The sequence below is a fragment of the Streptomyces albus subsp. albus genome (genome assembly GCF_000719865.1).
Taxonomy (GTDB): Bacteria; Actinomycetota; Actinomycetes; order Streptomycetales; family Streptomycetaceae; genus Streptomyces; species Streptomyces albus_E.
Map to the genome: position 1 here is coordinate 76,360 of NZ_JOID01000016.1, position 20,148 is coordinate 96,507.

Here is a 20,148-nt window from a genome sequence, read left to right on the forward strand (position 1 = left end):
GGTCGCGGGCCGCGGACCCCGGACACAGCAAGCAGTCAGTCAACGGGGTGAAGCACCGACATGTCCGAAACACAGACCGAGACCATCGCGGCCCGCCCGCGCACGGGGACCGTCCAGATGTCTTCCGGCCCGGGGAAGCACCGGGGGCCGGCCGCGTCCGAGGACGCCACCGCTCCCGCCCGCGGCAGGCACCGCCGTCCGTCACCGGAGCGCGACGCCTGACCCGCCCCGCCGGGCAGAAGCAGAAGAAGCAGAAACGGTACGTCTGTGGCCGCCGGCCGACCCCGGCGGCCACAGCCGCGTCCGGACCCGGAGAGCGCGGGCGCGGGCGCCACCGGTCCGGCCCGTGAGGGCTCCGTACAGCCTTTCCGATGGGGCCTCCGAGCGACTTCCGCAACGGCCGGCCGCACCGGGACCCCCCGCCGGCCACGCCGGCTCCCGCGCGGAAGGAAGCTCCGCCCGCGAGGAGGGACGGCGGCCCGGGATACCGCGACGCGCCGGGGCGGGAGACACACGCAGCGCCCGCCCTCCGTGGCACCGCCCGTCCCTCGCGGCACCGTCCACCGTCCACCGCCCACCGCCGCCCGCGTCCGTCCGTCATCCGGCTGCGAGGCCGGTGGCCGGACCGAGGGCCGGACCGGCGGCTGACGGCCCCCGGCGTCAGGCGCGTTCCCGCTCGCCGGTCTCCTCGGCCCCGGCCCGGGCGCGACGGCGGCCCAGCAGGGCGCAGCCCGCGATCACCGAACCGACGGCGACGACCCTCGCGGCCTGGTAGTAGCCCTGCGTCACCTCCTCCGAGGTGCCGGGCAGCCGGAGAAAGACCCACGCCGCGGCGACGCCCCCGAAGACGATCAGGGCGACGGCTCCCCACGTCCCCATCCCCGCCCACCAGGGCGAAACGGGGTGGACCCGCTCGTCGGTCCGCTCTGCTTCCTTGTCGCTCACGATGTTTCTCCCGTGCGTGGGGGGGCGGTCGCGAGGGGAGACGCCGGCACGGCGGGGGCCGGTTCTCACCGGGCGGGAGGTTTCCGCCGCGCTCCGGGCGCCCTGTCGGCCGGCGCGCCCCCGGGCCGTCCACCGCGCGGGTTGTCGAGACCGTCTTCCGCGCCGGCGTGCGGGCCGCGAACCCGCCGGCTCCGGCCGCCAGGAGCCGCCCCCGCCCGTGGGTTCACCGCGCCGGCCACCGCGCGCCTCCCCGGCCCGCCCGGTTTCTCAGGTCCGCAGGTACGAGGCCCCGTTGAGGTCCAGCACCGTGCCCGAGCTCCACTCCGCCTCCGGTGAGGCGAGCCAGCGCACCGCCGCCGCGATCTCGTCCGGGTCCGCGACGCGGCCGTACGGGCTCTGGGACCGGATCGCCTCGCCCTCCGGGCCGGTCAGCCGGTGCGCGACCCGTTCCGTGCCGATGAAGCCGGGGGCGACCGAGGCGACCGCGATGCCGTACGGGGCCAGGGCGACCGCCAGGGACTGGCCGAGCGCGTGCACCGCGGCCTTCGTCGCCCCGTACGCCGGATGGTCGGGTTCGCCGCGGAAGGCGCCCCGGGAGCCGATGTTGACGATGCGGCCGCCCGTGCCCTGCTCGATCATCCATCGCGCGGCGCTGTGGGAGACGTGGGCGGTGGCGAGCAGGTTGACGTCCACGTGGCGGCGCCACGCCTCCGCCCAGGCGGCGAAGCCGGTGGAGGCGGGCGGGTGCGGGGTGTTGACGGCCGCGTTGTTGACGAGGACGTCGAGACCGCCCAGCGCCTCACGGGCGGCGTCGGCCAGTCCGGCCGCCGCTCCGGGGTCGGCGAGGTCGGCGCCCAGCAGGGCGTGGCCGTCGCCGTCGAGGGCGGCGAGGGTCCGCTCCGCCTCCGCGCGCCGTGTCCCGTAGTGCACCGCGACGCGGTCGCCGTTCGCCGCGAACGCCCGGGCGAGCGCCCGCCCCAGTCCGCGCGAGGCCCCCGTCACCAGCACTCGCCGCCCTCGGGACGGGAACGGCGGCACGGCGGCCGGGGCGGCGGCAACGGCTGCCGCGGCCGGGGCCGCGGGCCCGTCCCCGGAGGCGGGCGCCGCACCGGCGGCGCCGGGTACTGCCCCCGGGCTCCGGTCGGACGCCGCCGCCGCGGCACCGGTCCTCCCCCGGCCCATGGCGGGTTCCGGGGCGGGCTCCACGCCGGGACGGGAGTTCCCGGACGGCTGGTTGGCGGCAGCCACGGCGTACCACTTCCTCACGTCTCGCGTTCCCCCGGCGGGCCGCGCAACCGGCACCGCTTCAGCGGTCCGGGTCCGACCGCCGGGCGGGTCCCACCCTACGAGCGGCCCGGCCCGGACCGGCACCGTCCCGGCCCTCCGGACCGGACCGCCCCGCCGCAGGTGTGACACGCCGCTGCCCGGCACGGCCGTACCGGAGGTCTGCCGCTTCCGGCCCGTGCCCGGTCCGGACACGGCGGGAGCGGTGCCCTCGCAGGGCCGGAGTGCGCCCCGAACCGCCGGCGGATGCCGTCGGCAGGGCCTGCCGTCGCGCTTCCTCCTCCTACGCCGCCCCCGCTCGTCTCCCCGCGCAGGTCATCGGGCAGCATGGGGTTCTCCGCCGGCTCCGCCCGTCGGCGCGGACGCCGGAAGGCCGGCCCCGCCCGGGGCGGCAAACCCGGGCCGCGCGGGCCCGTACCGCCACCGCCGCACGGACGGACCCTCCGGACAGCTCCGCCCGAAACAGTGAGGACAGCCATGGCCCCCCAGCCCCAGCAGGCGACGACCGCCCGGCCCGACGCGGAGGTCCTGGCCGCGTTCGAGGCGGCGAAGGGCTTCATGCCCGCCGACGAGGGCCTCGCCCTCTACGCCGCCGCCGTGGAGGCGGCCGCGCTCGGGCTGCCGCTGCTGGAGGTCGGCACCTACTGCGGCCGGTCCACGATCCTGCTGGCCGCCGCCGCCCGGGACGCCGGCACGGTCGCCGTCACCGTGGACCACCACCGCGGCTCCGAGGAGCAGCAGCCCGGCTGGGAGTACCACGACGCGACCCTGGTGGACCCTGAGGTGGGCCGGATGGACACCCTTCCCGCCTTCCGCCGCACCCTGCACGCGGCCGGGCTGGAGGATCACGTCGTCGCGGTCGTCGGCCGCTCGCCGCAGGTGGCGCGGGTCTGGGGCCGGCCGCTCGGCCTGGTCTTCATCGACGGGGGCCACACCGACGAGCACGCGACCGCCGACTACGAGGGCTGGACCCCGCATCTGGCGCCCGGCGGGCTGCTGCTCATCCACGACGTCTTCGCCGACCCGGCGGACGGCGGCCAGGCCCCGTACCGGATCTACCGCCGCGCCCTGGACTCCGGGGACTTCACCGAGCTGTCCGCCACCCGCTCCCTGCACGTGCTGCGCCGTACGGGCACGGAGGGCTGACCCGCGCCGCTAGCATCGCCGACGTGTCGAACGGCAACACTTCCGCACGGCCCCGCCGGGCCCGCCGCCGTGCGCTGACCGGGCTGTCCGTGCTGGTGCCCGCCGCGGTGGCCGGCTGGCTGCTCTGGCAGCCGGCCGGCGGTCCGGGCGGGGACGGCCCCGGGAGCGGCCCGCCCTCGGAGCCGCGCGGCGGGGTCACCCCGGCGCCGTCCGCGGAGCAGCCCGCCCCGGGGGTCCCGGCGCCCTCGGGAAGCGGGGACGGTGACCGGGACGGGCCGCTGGCCGGGAAGGTCGTGGTCATCGACCCCGGGCACAATCCCGGCAACCGCGAGCACACCCGGGAGATCGCCCGGACCGTCGACATCGGCACCCACCGCAAGGAGTGCGACACCACCGGCACGGCCACCGAATCCGGTTATGCGGAGGCCGAGTTCACCCTTGACGTCGCGCGCAGGATGCGCACCCTGCTCGAACAGCGCGGCGCCGAGGTGGTGCTGACCCAGGACGGCGACCGCCCGTACGGGCCCTGTATCGACGAGCGGGCCGAGATCGGCAACGAGGCGCGCGCCGACGCCGTCGTCTCCGTCCACGCGGACGGCGCCCCGGCCGGCGCCCGGGGCTTCCATGTGATCCTCCCGGGCCGGGTCCGGGAGGGCCGGGCGGACACCGCGGCGATCACCAAGCCCTCCCGCGAGCTGGGCGAGCGCGTCGCCGGCGCCTACGCCCGGGAGACAGGTTTCCGGCCCGCGGATTACCTCGGCGGCGGCAGCGGCTTGGATGTACGCTCCGACCTCGGCGGGCTCAACCTCTCCACGGTCCCCAAGGTGTTCGTCGAGTGCGGCAACATGCGGAACGCGCGCGACGCCGCGCAGTTCACCAGCGCACGGTGGCGCGGGCGCGCGGCCCGGGGGATCGCGGACGGCGTGGAGTCCTTCCTGACGACGTGAACGGCACCGCCCATGGCCCTCCCCGGCCGCCCTGGAGAAGGGGGGAGGGCCGGGCCGGACGGGGAAACGGGGGAGGAAACGGGGAAAGCGGGGGAAGACGGGGGAAGCGGACGTCATGGTGACCCGCTGTCACACCCGGTACCACAGGGCGTTTTGTCCGTCCGTACGATGGGGGCCACCCCCGCGCCAGGCCACCCGCGTACCGGCGGCAGCAACCACACTCACGAGACGACGAAGGACCTTACGTGAACATCCGCTCCCTCACTCGAGGCGACGGCGTGGTGATCGGAGCAGCGGTGTTGCTGTTCATCGCCTCGTTCCTGAATTACTACTCCGTGGACTGCGAAGGCGAGTTCTGCGACCAGGCGAAGAAGGATCTGCCCAATGCCTGGGACGTCGACACGCTCCTGCTGGTCCTGCCGGCCGTCTTCCTGCTCGGCCTGATCGCGACCGGGTTGCTGATCGCGGGCCGTTTCCAGCCGCAGGGCCGCAAGGTCCTCGGGCTGAGCCTCGGCGAGTGGGGCACCGGGCTGGCGCTGGCCGCCGCGTGGAACTCCGTCTGGGGCCTCATCGTGACGCCGGACGGCGTGAGCGTCGGCCTCGGCGCGATCCTCGCGCTGCTCGGCGGGCTCGCCCTGGCCGCCGGCGCCCTGCTGCCGAGCCGGGTGCCCGCCCTCCAGGCGTCCCTGCTGGGCGCCCCGAAGCCGCAGGCGCCCACCCCGTACGGGGCCGGACCGGGCGCCCCGGGCCAGGGCGGCTACGGCTACCCGGGCGGCCAGCAGCAGCCGCAGGGCTACGGCTACCCGGGCCCGGCGGGGCAGCCCGGCCCCGGCGGGCAGCAGCCGTCGTACGGCGGCCAGCCGCACGCGGGTGCTCCCGCGCCCGGTCCGCAGGGCGGCCAGCAGGCCGGCCCGCAGTCGCAGGGCGGCGCGGACTTCTCCCCGTTCTGGTTCGCGGTGCCGGTGGCCCGCCCGCTGTACGCGGAGGACGGCTCCCCGGCGCCGATCGCCGAACTGGCGCCCGGCACCTGGTACCTGGCGGTCGAGCAGCGCGGTCAGGCGCTCATCGCGCAGACCCAGGACGGCCGGCGCGGCGTCCTGCAGGACACCTCCGGCATCCAGCGCGGCTGATCCGGCACCGCGCGGCGCCGCCCGGCGGTGTCTCCGGAGCCGGGCACGGCGGATTCCACGGCCCCCGCTCTCCTGTCCCATCCCGTCTCCGGGATGTCCGGGAGGGCGGGGGCCGCCTCCGTTGGCGCTGCGCGTCTTCCCACGCACCGGGGTACCGTCCGGCCGGGCGCGGTCCGGAGGTTTCGGGCGGGCCCGTCCGGTGGTGACGGACCCGCCCGCACCAGTGGACCCGGCGGACCCGGTGAAACCGGCGGACTCAGCTCGCTCGGTGACCGGGCAGACCGGTCAACCCAGCAGCCCCGCGGACCCGGCGGGCCCCGTGAACTCCACGAGCCGTTCCGCCCGGTACCGGACTTGACGGATCCGCCCGTGCCGTACGGGCTCGCGGCCCCGGTGGTTTCGCCGGCATGAACGGGGCAAGACGCGGTGCATGAGCCCTTACCGACGTTCAGGCGGCAGTACCGCGGCCGCGGCGATCCGGCTGGTGGCTAATGTGGCCGCGGGAATCCTGGTCCTGTGGATCATCATGTATCTGCTCGACGCGAACCGGGCGAACGACCTGGTGAACTTCGTGCAGAACGCGGCCCACTGGCTGGCCGGATGGTCCCGCGACCTGTTCACGATGGATCTCGACTGGCTGCGCGTGGTGCTGAACTACGGCCTGCCGGCGGTGGTGTACCTCGCCATCGGGCACGCCCTGGCGGCCCGTATGCCGCGCGGGGCCTGACCCCCGCCGGGCACCGGCAGCCGGGCACCAACCGCCGGGTACGGAACGGCCGCGTACGGGACAGCCGGGTACGGCCGGCCCCTTCCCGGCCCGTGCCCCGCGCCCCTCGCCGTCCGGCCGGGGACCCCGCCGCGACCGGGGTTCCCGGCCGGATGCCGGCCGGATGCCGGACCGGCGCCGCTCCCGCCTCAGGAGCGCTCCCGCCTCAGGAACCGCTCGCGGCCCGGCAGCAGTCCGGTTCCAGCCCGGCCGGCAGCCGTTCGCCGCCGAAGACCGCCGTCGTGGCCTCGTCGCCCCCGAGGGCGGCGACGGCCAGCAGCACCGAGCCGGCCGTCCAGGTGGTTTGCTCCTCCGGCCAGAAGGCGCCGTCCTCGAAGACGTAGCCCGTCCAGTACATGCCGTCGTCGTCACGGAGATGACCGATCCAGCGGAGGATGTCCACGGCGCGGTCCGACTCCCCCATGGCCCAGAGGGCGAGCGCCAGTTCGGCGCTCTCGCCGCCGGTGACCCACGGGTTCGGCAGCACGCAGCGGACGCCGAGGCCGGGGACCACGAAGTCGTCCCAGCCCTCCTCGATGCGTTCCTTGGCCGCCGTGCCGGTCAGCGCCCCGCCGAGGATCGGGTAGTACCAGTCCATCGAGTAGCGGGACTTGTCCAGGAAGCGCTCCGGGTGGTGCCGGATGGCGTGGCCGAGCAGCCCGGTCGCCAGCTCCCAGTCGGGCTGCGGGTCCTCGCGCTGCTCGGCGATGGCCAGGGCGCAGCGCAGCGCCTGGTGGATGGAGGAGCAGCCGGTGAGCAGCGCGTCGGCGACGGCCTCCCCGGGGGTGCCGTCCGGTTCGGGGGCCTCGCGCTTCCAGCCGATCTGCCCGCCGGGCTGCTGGAGGGCGAGGACGAACTCGACGGCGGCGTAGACGGTGGGCCACATCCGGTCGAGGAAGGTGTCGTCGCCGGTGGAGAGGTAGTGGTGCCAGACGCCCACCGCCACGTAGGCGACGAAGTTGGACTCCCGGCCGCGGTCGGTGGGTGCCGCCGGGTCGCCGTCGGCGTAGGCCGCGTACCAGGAGCCGTCCGGGAGTTGGTGTTCGGCCAGCCAGCGGTAGGCGGCCTCGGCGTGCTCGTGCTCGCCGGCGGCGTCCAGGGCCATGGCGGCCTCGACGTGGTCCCAGGGGTCGAGGTGGTGGCCGCGGAACCACGGGATGGCGCCGTCCTCGCGCTGGTGGGCGAGGATGCCCGCCACGGTGGCGGCGGCCTGCTCGGCCGTGAGGACCCCGGGCAGGACCAGGCGTTCGGTGCGGCCGGGGCTGGTCACGCCCGGCCCTCGCCGGTTCCTTCGGCGGTCCCGGTGGCCGGGGTGCCGGCGGCCGTGTCGTCGGGGCCTGCGGCCGTGTCGTCGAGGCCGGTGGCCGGCAGCTGCGGCTTGGTGGCGTAGACGACGAAGCTCTTGCCGATCAGCGGGTCGAGCGCGCGTTCGGCGACCCGGGTGAGCAGGGGTTTCTTCATGATGTCCCAGACCAGCAGCTTGTGGTACGCGCGGACCGGCAGCGCCTTGTCGTTGTCGACGCCGAAGGCGCACTTCAGCCACCAGTAGGGCGAGTGCAGCCCGTGCGCGTGGTGGCTGCCGTACGGGCGCAGCCCGGCCTCGCGGATCTTGCGGATCAGTTCCTCGGCGCGGTAGATGCGGATGTGGCCGCCCTCGACCTCGTGGTAGGCGTCGGAGAGCGCCCAGCAGACCTTCTCCGGCCCGTAGCGGGGCACGGTCACGGCGATCCGGCCGCCGGGCCTCAGGACGCGGACCATCTCGGCGAGGACGCCCTTGTCGTCGGGGATGTGTTCCATCACCTCGGAGATGATGACGACGTCGAAGCTGTCGTCGGGGAAGGGCAGCGCCAGCGCGTCGCCCTCCATGGCGGTGGCGGTGGCGCCGGCCGGGGCCTCGCCCGCCTCCTTCATGGCGGCGAACCAGGTGGCGACCTCCCGGATCTCCTCGGCGTTGCGGTCGAGCGCCACGACGTGCGCGCCCCGCCGGTAGCACTCGAAGGCGTGCCGGCCGGCGCCGCAGCCCAGATCGAGCACGCGGTCGCCCGCGGCCAGCGGAAACCGGGAAAAGTCGACGGTCAGCACTCGGGGTCTGCCTCTTTCGGTCGGGGGTGCGTCCGGCCGGCCGCGCGGGCGGCCGGTGGGGGGCGGTTACGGGGCGGCGGCTCCGGCCGGGAGGGCGGCGCCCTGCCGCTCCACGGCCCGCCGGTAGTGCTCGGCGGTGCCGCGAGCGGCGCGGGCCCAGGTGAAGCGGGAGAGCACGCGTTCCCGGCCGGCGTGGCCGAGGCGGCGGCGCAGCGCGGGGCCGTCGTGGGGGTCGAGGAGCCGGCCGAGCGCGGCGGCGAGGGCACCCGCGTCGCCCGGCGGTACGGCGAGGCAGGTCTCGCCGTCCTCGCCCGCGACCTCGGGGATGGCCCCGCCGGTGGTGGCGACGAGCGGGGTGCCGGTGGCCATGGCCTCGGCGGCGGGCAGCGAGAAGCCCTCGTAGAGGGAGGGCACGCAGGCGATCTGGGCGCCGCGCACGAGGTCGGCGAGTTCGGCGTCGCTGATGCCCTTGACGAACTCGACGGCGTCGGTGAGGCCGTAGCGTTCGATGGCGGCGGCGACGGGCCCGTCCTCGGCGCGCTTGCCGACGACGACGAGATGGGCGCCGGGGTGCTCGGTGCGGAGCTTGGCGAGCGCCTCGACGAGGTGGACCAGGCCCTTGAGGGGGACGTCGGCGCTGGAGGTGGTGACGATCCGGCCGGGGATCTCGGGGACGGCGGGGTCCGGGGAGAACAGCTCGGTGTCGGCGCCGATGTGGACGACGTGGACGCGGTCGGCGGGCACGCCGAGGTGCTCGGTGATCTCGTCGCGGGAGCTGCCGGAGACGGTCAGCACGGACGGCAGCCGGCGGGCGACGCGCTTCTGCATGCGGGTGAAGCCGTACCAGCGGCGGACGGAGGCGCGGCGCCAGAGGCCGGTGGCGGCGTCGAGGTCGAGCCGGCGGTCCACGGTGATGGGGTGGTGGACGGTGGTGACGAGCGGGGCGCCGAGCCGGGCGGGACCGCCGAGCAGGCCGTAGCCGAGGGTCTGGTTGTCGTGGATGACGTCGAACTCGCCGCGGCGGGCGGCGAGGTGACGGCGGGCGCGGAGGCTGAAGGTGAGCGGTTCGGGGAAGCCGCCGGTCCACATGGTGGCCACTTCCAGGGCGTCGATCCAGTCCCGGTACTCGCCGGGCTTCGGGGTGCGGAACGGGTCGGGCTGCCGGTAGAGGTCGAGACTGGGCAGCTCGGTGAGGCTCACCCGGCCGGGGCCGGCGGTCTCGTCGAGGACCGGGTAGGGCTGGGAGCCGATGACCTCGACGGTGTGGCCGAGCGCGGCGAGTTCGCGGGACAGGTGCCGGACGTAGACGCCCTGGCCGCCGCAGAACGGATTGCCCTTGTAGGTGAGGAGGGCGATGCGCAGCGGGCGTCCGCCGTCGGCCGCGAGGGGGCCGGTGGTCCCGGCGGAGGGGCTCGATGCGGCTGCCGGTGCGGCCTCAGCGGTCACTCTTCGGGCCCCTTCTCGCTTCAGTTCTGCCGGAGCGTAACGGCTCGCGCCAATGTAGAACAAGTTTCAGAATGGGCGGCCACCCGGCCACCCGTCCGTCCGCCCGCCGGCTGTCCGCCCGGTCACCCATGGGCCCCGCGTGGTCGTCCGCCCCGGAGGGAAGCTTTGAATCTACCGGCAGGTAGCACGTACCGCAGATCCGGGCCGGGTGATTCGCACCACGGTCGGCGCGCCGCCGGGCTTTTCCGCGCCCGCCACTCATGGCCTGAGCTTGCGCCCGCTGTGAGCACTCGGGCACGGTGAGGTGCCCCTGCGGATGCCGGCGCACGCCACGGACGTCACAGATCGGGACATATGACCACGGAATCAGCGTCACAGCTCTCCCCGTCTCGCCTGACGGAGCGTCAGGAAGCCCGCCGCCTGTCGATCCTGCGTGCGAGTGCCGAACTCGCGAGCCGGGGCGGTTTCGACGCCGTACAGATGCGCGAGGTGGCGGAGAGCTCCGGGGTCGCCCTCGGTACCCTCTACCGCTACTTCCCGTCCAAGATCCACCTGCTGGTCGCCACCCTGCGGGACCAGCTCCAGCGGCTCCACGAGACACCGGCGCGCCGGCCCGTGACGGCGGAGGCGCCCTCGGCCCGGGTCGCCGAGACGGTGCTGCGCGCCTTCCGCGCGATGCGGCGCGAACCGCTGCTGGCCGACGCGATGGTGCGGGCGCTGACCTTCGCCGACCGGTCGGTGAGCGAGGAGGTGGCGGCCGTGTCCCGGCTGACCACCAGGATCATCCTGGACGCCGTGGGGCAGACCGGCGACCCCGGTCCCGAGCGGCTCTCGGCGGTCCGCGTCATCGAACACACCTGGCACGCCACGCTCGTGGCCTGGCTGGCCGGCCGCTCCTCGACGGAGCGGGTGCGCACCGACATCGAGACCGCCTGCCGGCTCATCGACCTCACGGCCCCGGGGGAGGCGGGGGCGCCCGGGGGGCCACCCGCGGAGGCCCGGGCGGGCGCGGAGGGGGCAGGCGCGGAAGAGGCGTGCGCAGGGGGCGCGCGAAGCCCCGGAAGAGCTCCGGAACGCGCCCGCTGATTCGAGTACAGCACGGGGCGTAGAGCAACTCCGTATGCCAAGTCACGTAACGGCCGTTCCCTCGCGCCGGTTGTGGGAACGCGCTCTTGGACGCATCAACTATTCAGATGTTCCGACGGATACATCGGAGACCACCGGTGCACACGAGTCTGGAGGGGACGGGCAAGTGATCCGGGTACTTCTGGTGCACGACATCGGGCTTCTGCGGTCGGCGCTGGCCGCACTGCTGGGGAGGGAACAGGATTTGGAGGTCACGGCGGCGACTTGGGACAAGTTCCCGGCACGGGCGCGAGCCACCCGTCCGGACGTCTGCGTGGTCGACGCGGACAACCCGGCCTCGGACTCGGTCACCACCGTGCTGGAAGCCGCCGAACGGGAGGCAGAGGCCCGGGGAGCCGGAAGGGCCGGAGGTTCCGGCCGCGGCAGCGCGCTGCTCGCCCTGGTGACCGCGGGACGGCCCGGCGCGCTCCGCCGCGCCTTCGACGCCAGCGCCCTCGGGTACGTCAGCAAGAACGCGACCCCGCAGCGATTACTGGACGCCATCCGGAAGGTCTCCAAGGGCGAGCGATTCGTGGACGAATCGCTCGCTTTCGGCTTCATGCAGGCGGCCGAGATGCCGCTGACGGCACGGGAGTTGAGCGTGCTGTCCCTGGCCGCCGAGGGCGCGCCGATCGCCGAGATCGCCAAGAGTCTCCATCTGTGCAACGGGACCGTGCGCAACTACATGGCCTCGGTGATCCGCAAGACCGGCGCGAGAAACCGCATCGACGCCGTGCGCATATCGCAGAGCGCCGGCTGGGTCTGATATCTGTTCCCCGCCCCTGCCCGCCGCCTGTCCTCCGGGACCGGGCGGCGGGCAGGGGCGTGAACCGCGGCGGCGGGACGGAGGTCAGACGCGCGCGGTCTGCCAGTGGCCCACGAGGTCGCGGTAGAGGCCGGAGCGGTCCAGCACCTCGTCGTGGCTGCCGCAGACCGCGTGGACACCGTCCATCACCAGGACGCGGTCGGCGCGGCGGGCCGAGCTGATCCGGTGCGCGACCGTGATCACCGTGCCGGGCCGTTCCGCGAAGGCGCGCTCGGCCCGTTCCTCCGCCACCGGGTCCAGGTGGCAGGTGGCCTCATCCAGCAGCACCACCGGGGCGGGCGACAGATGGGCCCGGGCCAGGGCGATCAACTGCCGCTCGCCCTGCGACAGTACGGAGGGGTCGACGACCGCGTCGAGGCCGCCGAGCCGGTCCGCCAGCGGGCCGAGGCCCACCGCCTCCGCCGAGGCCGCCACCGCCTCCGGCGGGGCGCCGTCCGGGCAGAGGTAGAGCAGATTCTCCCGCAGGGTGCCGGTGAAGACGTACGCCTGCTGGGGGATGAGGACCCGCAGCCGCGCCGGCTCACCGGCCGACCACGAGCCGGCGGGGCGGCCGAGCACCCGGACCTCACCCCGGTCCGGGGTCAGCAGCCCGGCGACCAGGCCGGTCAGGGTGGACTTGCCGATGCCGCTGGGCCCGACCACGGCCAGGCACTCCCCCGCCATGACGGTGAGGTCGAGATCGCGCAGCACGGGGTGCGCGCCGGCGCCGTAGGCGAAGGTGACCGAGCGGAGTTCGACGGCCGGGGCGCCCGCACCCGGAACCAGGGCCGCGAGCCCGGGATCGCCCGGGGCGGCCGCGGGGGCCGCCGCGCCGACGGTTTCCGCGGTGAGCGGGCCCGGGTCCGGGCTCCCGCCCGGGCCGGAATCGGCTCCGGCGGACCCGGAGAAACCAGCAGGCCCGGAGGGCACGGCGGATCCTGCCGCCGGCGCGGCCGGCCCGGGGTGTCCCGGCTGTCCGGCGGGCTCCCGGCTCCCCGCACGGGCCGTCGCGCCGTCCGCTGCGCCGGCCGCTGCGGAGGGCGCCGTCGCGAACGGGTCCGGACCCGGCACCGCGACCGTCGCGCCCGGCTCCCCCGCGTCACGTGAGGGTTCGTGGCCGCCGGTGAGCCGGTCCAGGATCACCAGCAGCCGGGTGCCCGCGGCGCCCAGCGCCGTCATCAGGGTGTGCAGCGCGGGCAGCAGCGACTGCGTCAAGTAGGTCAGCGCGCCCAGCAGTTCACCGGCCGTGACGCCCCGGTCGAGCAGCCAGGGCGTGGCGACGACCAGCAGCAGGACGGGCAACTGCCCGGCCACGCCGAGCGACAGGGTGCGCGCCGCGGCCCACCGGGCGAGCGACCGCGCGGCGCCCACCTCGGCCTCGGCGAGCCGCGCCGCGCGCGCGGCCGTACGGTCCTCGGCGCCGCAGGCCACGATGTCCCGGACGCCCCCGGCGACCGCCCCGTACTCCTCGGCGAGCGCCTCGTCCGCGCGGAGGTAGTCGCGCTGCCGGGCGGCCATCGGGATCAGCGTGCCGAGGAACAGCGCCAGGCCCAGCAGCAGCGGCGGCCCGACGACGAGCAGCAGCAGCGGGGCGAGGGAAGCCAGCCCGAGCAGGGCTCCGGCGGCGGTGAACAGGAAAGAGCGGGCGACCAGCACGAGCCCCGCGAAACTGTCCCGGGCGGTCTCCGTCTGATGCGTGATCCGGGAGACGACCGCGCTGTCGGCCCGCGCCGGATCGGCGACCGCCTCGCGCAGGGAGGCCGACACCACCCGGCGCAGCAGTCCGTCGCGCAGGGGTTCGACGAGACCGGCCAGACCGCGGAACACCCCCTGGTTGGCGAAGCCGCCGACGACGACGGCCGCGGCGGCCACGGCCAGCCAGAGCAGGCCGGTGCGGGTGTCCCCGGCGAGGAAGCCCCGGTCCAGGGCCTGCGCCACGCTGTAGCCGCCGAGGAAGGTGTGCGCCGACTCCAGCAGCGACCAGCCGCCGAGCGCGGCCAGGACGCGGAGCCGCGCCGCCAGGAACCGGCGCGCCTGCGGCAGGATCCGCCGCAGCGCCCCCCGCCCGGCCCGGTCCTCACCGGTCCCGTCCTCGCGGGCCCGGCCCGTTCCGGCACGGTCCGTCCCGGCGCGGCCCGTCCCGGCGCGGCCTTCTCCGGCCCGGTCCGGTCCCGCGCCGTCCCCTCCCGCGACGGGGTGTGGGGCAGCGGTGTCCCGCTCCACCGCCGGTTGGCCCCGCCGTCCGGCCTCCGGGCCGGGTACGGCCCACCGTTCCGGCGCGGTGTCCTCCGTCCGCCCGGGCCGGGTCACGGGGTGCCTCCCGTCCGGTCCCGGCCGGCAGCGCGGGAGACGGACGGTCCACCGGCGTGTGCCCCGGGGCCCCCGGGCGTGCGCTCCAGGCCGTTGCCCCGCGGTGCGCCGGGCACGGCGGACGCGGACGGAGCGCCCTTCTCCGGCCGGCCGGTGACGGAGTCCCGCACGGCCGTCCGTACCGTCGCGCCGGCTTCGCCGGTTCGCTCCGGACCGTCCGCGGCTTCCGGTGCGAGCCCTCCGGGGATGCCCGGGGGGTGGGAGGCGATGCCGGTCGCCGCCGTGCCGGCCGGGTCCGGCACGTCCTCCGGGTCGGCGAAGACCGCGCGGTACGCGGGGCGTTCCCACAGGGTCTCGTGCGGGCCCACGGCGCGGACCCGGCCGTTCTCCAGCCAGACCACCAGGTCGGCGCGGGCCGCCGAGGACACCCGGTGGGCGATGAGCAGACGGGTGCCGGCCCGGACGTCGCGGGTCAGCGCGCGTCCCACCTCCAGCTCGGTGACGCTGTCCAGGCTGGAGGTGGCGTCGTCCAGCACCAGCAGCCGGCCGGCGTGGGCGAACGCCCGTGCCAGGCCGAGGCGTTGCAGCTCGCCGCCGGAGAGCGGCGCGTCGGCGAGCGGGGTGCCGTATCCGGCGGGCAGCAGCCGGATGAAGGAGTCGGCGCGCGCGGTGCGGGCGGCGGCCCGCACGGACTCCTCCGGGGGGTCGCCGGTGCCGAAGGCGATGGCCGCGCCCACCGTCCCGCCGAACAGCGCGGGGCGTTCGAAGGCGTAGCCGACCTCGCGACGCAGCTCCGTCCGGTCGAGTTCGGGCAGCGGTACGCCGTCGAGCAGGACCTCGCCGTCGTCCGGGTCCTCCAGCCGGCCCGCGACGGCGGCCAGCACCGACTTGCCGGCGCCGGACCGCCCGACGACGGCGGCCGTGACACCGCCGGGGACGGTGAGGTCGACGCCGTCCAGCACCCGGGCGCCGCCCCGTACGACGGCGACGCCGCGCAGTTCGAGCCGGCCGGGCCCGCCGGGCGGCAGCCGGCGAGTGCCGTGGCGCACACGTGGCGCGGACAGCAGTTCGGCGGTGCGGCGGGCGGCCGCCCGGCCCCGCACCAGGGCGTTGAGCTGCCCGACGACGCCCCCGATCCCGGCGGCGAGGCCCGCGTAGCGGGCGGCGGCCAGGAGTTCGCCGACGCTGAGGTGCCCGGCGGCCAGCCGTACCCCGCCGACGGCCAGGACGGCGGTGGTCAGCAGCGGCACCAGGATGCCGCCCTGGGTGACGGCGCGGCCGTACACCTGCCACATCCGGCGCCCCTGGGCGTCGAGTTCGGGGAGGGGCGCGAGCACCCGGTCCCGCTCGCGGCGGGCGGTACCGGCGGCCGCGACGGTCCGCGCGCCCCCGAGCGCCTCCATCAGCCGGGCCGCGATGTCTCCCTGGACGCGCTGGTAGCGCGTCACGCTGTCGGAAGAGCTGCGCACGAAGACGCGCAGCAGCAGGAGCAGGACGGGCACCCCGGCGAGGAACACCGCGGCGGTCCAGGCGTCGACGAGGACGAGGGCGACGATGCCGCCCACCGGCGTGAGCACCGAGGCCGCGGAGGCGGCCGCGGTGGCGGGCACCGTGCCCGCCTCGGCGGCGTTGCCCGTCAGCCGGGTCACGACGTCGCCCGGGGCGAAGCGGGCGGCGCGGCGCGGGCCGACGGAGAGGAGGTGGACGGTGCCGAGGTTGCGCAGCCAGGCGGTGGAACGGGCGTTGGTGACGCCGGTGGCGTGGGCGGTGAGCGCGTCGAGCAGCACCTCGGCCGCGAGCAGCACGCCGCAGAGCGCCACCCACGTCCGGGCGCCGTCCCGCCGGTCCAGGAGCAGGTCGAGGGTGTGGCCGAGCACGGCGGGCAGGGCGATGGTCGCGGCGGCGGAGGCCGTGGTGGCCAGGAGGATCAGTACGGCCCGGCCGGTGCTGCGGCGCGCGGCGCCGGCCAGCAGCCGGCGGGCGCGGGGAGCGGAGGGCTGTCCGGCGGCCTCTGCGGCACGGGGCTGCCCGGCGGCACCGGCGGCGGACGTCCCGGCGGCGGCCGGGGTGCCGGCGGTGCCCGCGCCGGGCGGAACGGTGCGGGCTTCGTCCCGCGGTGACCCGGCGGTCCGGGCCCGGCCGCCGCGGACTCCTCCGGCCGGGGGCCGCTCACCGGGGGTTGCCCCGCCACGGGGCTCTTGGGTACGGGCCTCACCGGTACGGGCCGGCTCACCGCGATCGTCCCCGCCTGCGGCCCCGTCGCTCCCCGGAGCGGCGGCCGGTGAACCGGTGGAGCGGGCGCCGGAGCGCCGGGGCTTCTCACGTCCTGCCCGGGGGCCGGGGGCTTCGGGGCCACGGGCCCCGGCGTCGGGAACTTCCGCGGAGGAGGGGCCGGTGCCGGCCGGCTCGGTGGCCATGGGCTGCGGTCTCTCCCCTCCTGGCGCTGACGCGCGGACGAAGGCGGCGCGTACGGTGGGCGCGCGGCCCCGGGCGGAGTGTCGCCGTCCGGGGCCGCGCAGATCCATCTGCCTCCTAGGAGGCCCGGATCAGTTGCAGGTGGTGACGCTCAGGGAGCTGTCGCCGCAGAGCAGCAGGGAGGCGCGGGAGCCGCCGCCCGTCGCCAGCTCACCGGTGATCTCCTCGGCGGGGGTCTCCAGGGTCTGCAGGTCGAGAAGGGTCATGACAGTGTCCTTTCCTTGATGTCCGTGGGGACGGGATTTTCTCGGGTACGGCCTCCGGCGGAGACCGGCTCGTGGGGCCGCCCGGTGGGCGGCGGGAGGAAGGGCAGGTGCACGGGGGAGCCGTGCAGCGCGCTGCCCAGGGCGAGCAGGCACCCGGCGGTGCCTGTGCTGAGGTCCATGGAGAGACGCATCATCTGCTCCCCGGGGAAGGCGAGTTCCCCGCGGAAGGGGACGGCGCCCCAGGTGAGGGAGGTGATCTGGCGGCGCAGGGCGCTCTCGTCCGTGCCGGGGCCGCCGGCCGTGGTGCGGGCCAGGTACAGGACCATGCCGGCCGCGCCCCGGAACAGCCCGGGCTGGGCGTAGAACTTGCCCTGGGCGGCCTGCACGATCCCGCCGCGCGCCCGGTCGAAGTCCTCGTCGTGGCGGTGGGCCAGGTAGTCGTCGAGGACCATGCCGATGCCGACGCTGCCGGCGCCGAGGTAGGGCATGGTGCGCTTGCCCTCGTCGACCTGGAGCGCTCCCCCGGCCCCCTCGACGCAGCGGGCGAGGTCGCGGCGCAGGGCCTGCGCCGCCAGGTCCAGCAGCGCGGGGTCCCCGGTGCGCTCGTAGCGGCGGATGAAGAGCAGGGCCTGGCCGGCGCCGCCGTGGAGGAGTCCGGCGCGCGGCACTCCGCCGCCGGTCCGTCCGGTTCCGCCGCCGGTGGCGGCCTCGGTTCCGTCGGAGCGGGCGAAGCGGTCCGCGACGATCGCGGTGCAGCGCGCGGCCGCGTCCTCCAGGGCGATCTCGCCCGTGCTCGCGCCCAGGGAATCCAGGGCGAGGGCGATGCCGGCGAGTCCGCTGTGCAGGTCGGGCGCCATGCCGGACCAGTCCTCGGCGAGGGCGCGCCCGGCGAGTTCCAGGGCGCGTTCGCGGTGGCCGAGGCGGTCCAGGGTCCAGGCGATGCCGGCGATGCCGTCGTAGAAGCCGAGCGGGGTGCCGGGGGCGGGCCGTTCGGTGCGGCGCAGCAGCCACTCCTCCGCCTCCGGGTGCCGTCCGCCGCCGGTCTCGGCGAGGGCGTGCAGCACACCGGCCGCGCCGTAGCCGTAGCAGAGGCCGCCGCCGGCCCGGAACTGGGCGATGTCGCCCGGGAAGAAGCGGTCGTGGCGGTCCGGGGTGGCCGAGGCGAGGATGGCGCGGGCCATGGAGTCCCGGCTGCGGGGCCAGTCCGCGGGCTCGACGGGCAGGTACGGGGCGCGGGCCGCCGGGGCGCTGCCGTCCGCGCCGGCCGCCGGTTCCGCCGCGGGGTCGCGGAGGATCTCGGCCACCGCCTCGTCGAGGAACTCGCGGGCCACCGGGAACTCCTGGGCGGCGATCTCCGCGAGGTGCGCGGCCTTGTTCCGGTCGACGGCGAAGAGGCTCGTGAGCGGAAGGAAGAGGGCGATGCGCAGACAGGCGAGCGCATAGCGGTCGACGTCGAAGCCGCGGTGTCCCGCGGGGGCGACGAAACCGGGGTTGGCGACGACCTGGCGGCGGCCCTCGTCGATGTGCGCGGCGGCCTCGAAGTCGAGGAGGGCGACGGAGGATTCGTCCTCGGAGACCATGATGTTGAACAGATGCAGGTCGTTGAAGACGACGCCGCGGGCGTGGACCGCCTCGACGGCCTCGGTGACCATGCCGTGCATCCGTATCGCCCAGTCCGTGTACTCGGCGAGCGCCTCCGGTGAGGGGGCGGGCTCGATGAGCGGGTGCCGGCGGGCGAAGAAGGTGTTGAGCGGCTTGCCCTCCAGGAACTCCAGCACCATGAAGTGGTGGTCGCCGAGGACGAAGGAGTCGCGCACCTCCGGGGTGTACGGCAGCCCCGACAGGCGTTCCAGGGCGGCGCGTTCGCGCTCCAGCCGGGCCACGGCGTCGGCTCCGTCGGCCGCGAGGCCGGCGTGCGGCCGGGCCTCCTTGAGGACGACCTTCTCACCGGTGCGGGTGTCCGTCCCGGCGTAGACGCCGCCGCCGTTGGAGAAGTGCAGCGCCTTCTCGATGCGGTAGGGGATGCCGGTGGTCCGGGTGGCCGTGCGGGCCTCGATGTGCGGGGTGAGGCAGGCCGGCGGCTCCACCCAGTCGGGTATGTGGAAGGCCGGGTCCCGGCGGTCGGGTACGAGCCTCCCCTCGGCGTCGGCCACGGCGGGGCGCAGGACGCCCTGGTCGTCGTAGCAGTGCCGTTCGGTGAAGCTGCCGTAGCGCACGTGGACCGGGCCGGCGCCCCAGCGCAGATCGCTGAGGATGTACGGGCCGGGCTCCCCGTCGAGGAGTTCGCCGAGCTCGCGGGCGATGACCGCGAACTGCTCGTCGTTCTCCGGGTAGACGGTGATGAACTTGCCGCTGGCGCCGCGGTCCGCGTACTTGGCGTTGCGGGCGCGGAGGAGGTGCCGGCCCGGGATGAACTTGAAGGCCACCGACCGCGGCACGCAGTAGTCCCAGACCCGGGTGAGGATCTTCTCGGCGTTGTCGAGCGTGGCCGAGACGTGGATCTTCCAGCCCTGGGCGGGCAGCGCGGTGTCGAGCGGGCGGAAGGCCAGCCAGTCGCCGTTGCTGTGCCGCTGCCAGCCCTCGGGGGCCTCGCGGCGAGCGTGCTCGTAGAGCGCGCCGGGCGCTCCGGGGGTGTCCCCGGCGCCGGCGGAGAGACGGTGCGGGGCGTCGTAGAACGTGCGGTCCGCGTCGCAGTACACGGCGTACCCCAGGTCCATGACGCTCCTTCATCCCGTCCGGTGGTGCGGGCCTCTCGGTGTGCTTCGAGACTGTCACCGGGGGCGCCGGCGGGAACAGTCACAGCTGTCACGACCCTGGTGTGCGGAACGCATGAGTAAGTTAGGGCAGTTCGAATGGTGTCGAACGGGGATATCTCGCCGGCCCGGATGTCCCGCCCTGCCTCCATGTGTCCCGGCCTGCCCGCTCACGGCCGGTGCCGCCCCGGAGGCGTCGCGGATACGGGCCGCGGGGGCGGCGGCGGGGCTCCGTGGGAGGACCGGCACGTATCGCCTCCCGCCCCGGGGTGATGCCCGGCCCGGAGCGGCACGCCGGGCGTCTCCGGACATCCGGTGGCGAACAGCACACCGGGCACGCGGTTTCCCGCACCGGGCACACCTTTCGCGGATCACCCGCGCTCCGCGGACTCCCGGGCACCTCCGGAGCCTTCGGAACTCATGCCGGGGAGAGTCTCGGGGCGCACTCCGGCGGGATGGGCGGACGCCCGTTCGATGATCTTCTACCGGCCGGTTATGGTGTCTCCCGACAACTTCATCCGTGCCCTGACAGGGGAAGACCGGTGCGAATCCGGCGCTGACCCGCAACCGTGAGTACAACCCGCGCCCCGCGCGGCCGTACAAGCCGGAGCACCTGTCCGGGCGCGAACAGGCTCCCGTCCGCCGGTGCGTCGCCCTCCGAGGCGCCCGCTCCCCGGACGGCACCGTCGAGGTATACGGAAGACGAGCCCGGTGTGCCCTCCGCGTGC

At 75.8% G+C, this 20,148-nt stretch carries 16 protein-coding genes and 1 riboswitch; of the genes, 7 read left to right on the forward strand and 9 right to left on the reverse strand.

What is annotated here, in order from left to right; all coding sequences use genetic code 11:
• Positions 1 to 60 precede the first annotated feature (60 nt).
• Complete coding sequence (locus IF83_RS34110; protein ID WP_167343598.1) at positions 61 to 222, forward strand: hypothetical protein; 162 nt, start codon at positions 61 to 63, stop codon at positions 220 to 222.
• Between the two features lie 438 nt (positions 223 to 660).
• On the opposite strand, the gene IF83_RS0117685 is transcribed toward IF83_RS34110, so the two are convergent.
• Both IF83_RS0117685 and IF83_RS0117690 read right to left on the reverse strand, forming a co-directional pair.
• Complete coding sequence (locus IF83_RS0117685) at positions 661 to 945, reverse strand: hypothetical protein (protein WP_030545173.1); 285 nt, start codon at positions 943 to 945, stop codon at positions 661 to 663.
• 267 nt (positions 946 to 1,212) lie between these two features.
• Positions 1,213 to 1,953: an SDR family NAD(P)-dependent oxidoreductase gene (locus IF83_RS0117690; RefSeq protein WP_244177111.1), complete on the reverse strand. Its 741-nt coding sequence runs from the start codon at positions 1,951 to 1,953 to the stop codon at positions 1,213 to 1,215.
• Positions 1,954 to 2,706: 753 nt separating this feature from the next.
• Here IF83_RS0117690 and IF83_RS0117695 point away from each other — a divergent pair.
• From IF83_RS0117695 to IF83_RS0117710, 4 genes are all read left to right on the forward strand, one after another.
• Positions 2,707 to 3,375 carry a class I SAM-dependent methyltransferase gene (locus IF83_RS0117695; protein ID WP_030545176.1) on the forward strand — a complete coding sequence of 223 codons (669 nt, stop codon included), beginning with the start codon at positions 2,707 to 2,709 and terminating at the stop codon, positions 3,373 to 3,375.
• A gap of 23 nt (positions 3,376 to 3,398) precedes the next feature.
• Positions 3,399 to 4,322 (forward strand): N-acetylmuramoyl-L-alanine amidase, encoded by a 924-nt coding sequence (locus IF83_RS0117700; protein WP_030545178.1) that lies wholly within the window; start codon positions 3,399 to 3,401, stop codon positions 4,320 to 4,322.
• A gap of 245 nt (positions 4,323 to 4,567) precedes the next feature.
• Positions 4,568 to 5,452: a hypothetical protein gene (locus IF83_RS0117705; protein WP_030545180.1), complete on the forward strand. Its 885-nt coding sequence runs from the start codon at positions 4,568 to 4,570 to the stop codon at positions 5,450 to 5,452.
• A gap of 430 nt (positions 5,453 to 5,882) precedes the next feature.
• Positions 5,883 to 6,179 (forward strand): hypothetical protein, encoded by a 297-nt coding sequence (locus IF83_RS0117710; RefSeq protein ID WP_030545182.1) that lies wholly within the window; start codon positions 5,883 to 5,885, stop codon positions 6,177 to 6,179.
• 205 nt (positions 6,180 to 6,384) lie between these two features.
• Here the strand turns inward: IF83_RS0117710 and IF83_RS0117715 are convergent, their stop codons facing one another.
• From IF83_RS0117715 to IF83_RS0117725, 3 genes are all read right to left on the reverse strand, one after another.
• Positions 6,385 to 7,488: a glycoside hydrolase family 15 protein gene (locus tag IF83_RS0117715; protein WP_030545184.1), complete on the reverse strand. Its 1,104-nt coding sequence runs from the start codon at positions 7,486 to 7,488 to the stop codon at positions 6,385 to 6,387.
• A complete protein-coding gene (locus IF83_RS0117720; RefSeq protein ID WP_030545186.1) occupies positions 7,485 to 8,300 on the reverse strand; it encodes a class I SAM-dependent methyltransferase in 816 nt (271 codons plus the stop codon). Before IF83_RS0117720 ends, IF83_RS0117715 begins: the two co-directional genes overlap by 4 nt.
• A 66-nt stretch (positions 8,301 to 8,366) precedes the next feature.
• Entirely contained in the window at positions 8,367 to 9,746 is a 1,380-nt protein-coding gene (locus IF83_RS0117725; RefSeq protein WP_037680354.1) for a glycosyltransferase family 4 protein, read from the reverse strand.
• Positions 9,747 to 10,100: 354 nt separating this feature from the next.
• Between IF83_RS0117725 and IF83_RS0117730 the strand changes: the two genes are divergently transcribed.
• Both IF83_RS0117730 and IF83_RS0117735 read left to right on the forward strand, forming a co-directional pair.
• Positions 10,101 to 10,832: a TetR family transcriptional regulator gene (locus IF83_RS0117730; protein ID WP_051722876.1), complete on the forward strand. Its 732-nt coding sequence runs from the start codon at positions 10,101 to 10,103 to the stop codon at positions 10,830 to 10,832.
• A gap of 166 nt (positions 10,833 to 10,998) precedes the next feature.
• Complete coding sequence (locus IF83_RS0117735) at positions 10,999 to 11,637, forward strand: response regulator transcription factor (RefSeq protein WP_030545192.1); 639 nt, start codon at positions 10,999 to 11,001, stop codon at positions 11,635 to 11,637.
• Positions 11,638 to 11,721: 84 nt separating this feature from the next.
• Here IF83_RS0117735 and IF83_RS0117740 read toward each other — a convergent pair whose 3' ends face one another.
• The 4 genes from IF83_RS0117740 to lanKC form a co-directional block, all read right to left on the reverse strand.
• Complete coding sequence (locus IF83_RS0117740) at positions 11,722 to 13,722, reverse strand: ATP-binding cassette domain-containing protein (protein ID WP_037680409.1); 2,001 nt, start codon at positions 13,720 to 13,722, stop codon at positions 11,722 to 11,724.
• 260 nt (positions 13,723 to 13,982) lie between these two features.
• On the reverse strand, positions 13,983 to 16,403 hold the full coding sequence (locus tag IF83_RS0117745; protein WP_107046796.1) for an ABC transporter ATP-binding protein: 2,421 nt from the start codon (positions 16,401 to 16,403) through the stop codon (positions 13,983 to 13,985).
• Positions 16,404 to 16,532: 129 nt separating this feature from the next.
• Positions 16,533 to 16,667: a SapB/AmfS family lanthipeptide gene (locus IF83_RS0117750; protein ID WP_030545200.1), complete on the reverse strand. Its 135-nt coding sequence runs from the start codon at positions 16,665 to 16,667 to the stop codon at positions 16,533 to 16,535.
• Complete coding sequence (gene lanKC, locus IF83_RS0117755; RefSeq protein WP_030545202.1) at positions 16,664 to 19,384, reverse strand: class III lanthionine synthetase LanKC; 2,721 nt, start codon at positions 19,382 to 19,384, stop codon at positions 16,664 to 16,666. The genes IF83_RS0117750 and lanKC overlap by 4 nt, the downstream gene beginning before the upstream one ends.
• A 510-nt stretch (positions 19,385 to 19,894) precedes the next feature.
• Positions 19,895 to 20,055, forward strand: a riboswitch (cobalamin riboswitch).
• Positions 20,056 to 20,148 lie beyond the last annotated feature (93 nt).

What these genes read in the sequence shown, in the direction of transcription:
- IF83_RS0117730 (WP_051722876.1), top strand. Translation starts at nt 10,101, where the DNA reads ATGACCACGGAATCAGCGTCACAGCTCTCCCCGTCTCGCCTGACGGAG.
- IF83_RS0117750 (WP_030545200.1), bottom strand. Translation starts at nt 16,667, where the DNA reads ATGACCCTTCTCGACCTGCAGACCCTGGAGACCCCCGCCGAGGAGATC.
- IF83_RS0117745 (WP_107046796.1), bottom strand. Translation starts at nt 16,403, where the DNA reads ATGGCCACCGAGCCGGCCGGCACCGGCCCCTCCTCCGCGGAAGTTCCC.
- lanKC (WP_030545202.1), bottom strand. Translation starts at nt 19,384, where the DNA reads ATGGACCTGGGGTACGCCGTGTACTGCGACGCGGACCGCACGTTCTAC.
- IF83_RS34110 (WP_167343598.1), top strand. Translation starts at nt 61, where the DNA reads ATGTCCGAAACACAGACCGAGACCATCGCGGCCCGCCCGCGCACGGGG.
- IF83_RS0117710 (WP_030545182.1), top strand. Translation starts at nt 5,883, where the DNA reads ATGAGCCCTTACCGACGTTCAGGCGGCAGTACCGCGGCCGCGGCGATC.
- IF83_RS0117695 (WP_030545176.1), top strand. Translation starts at nt 2,707, where the DNA reads ATGGCCCCCCAGCCCCAGCAGGCGACGACCGCCCGGCCCGACGCGGAG.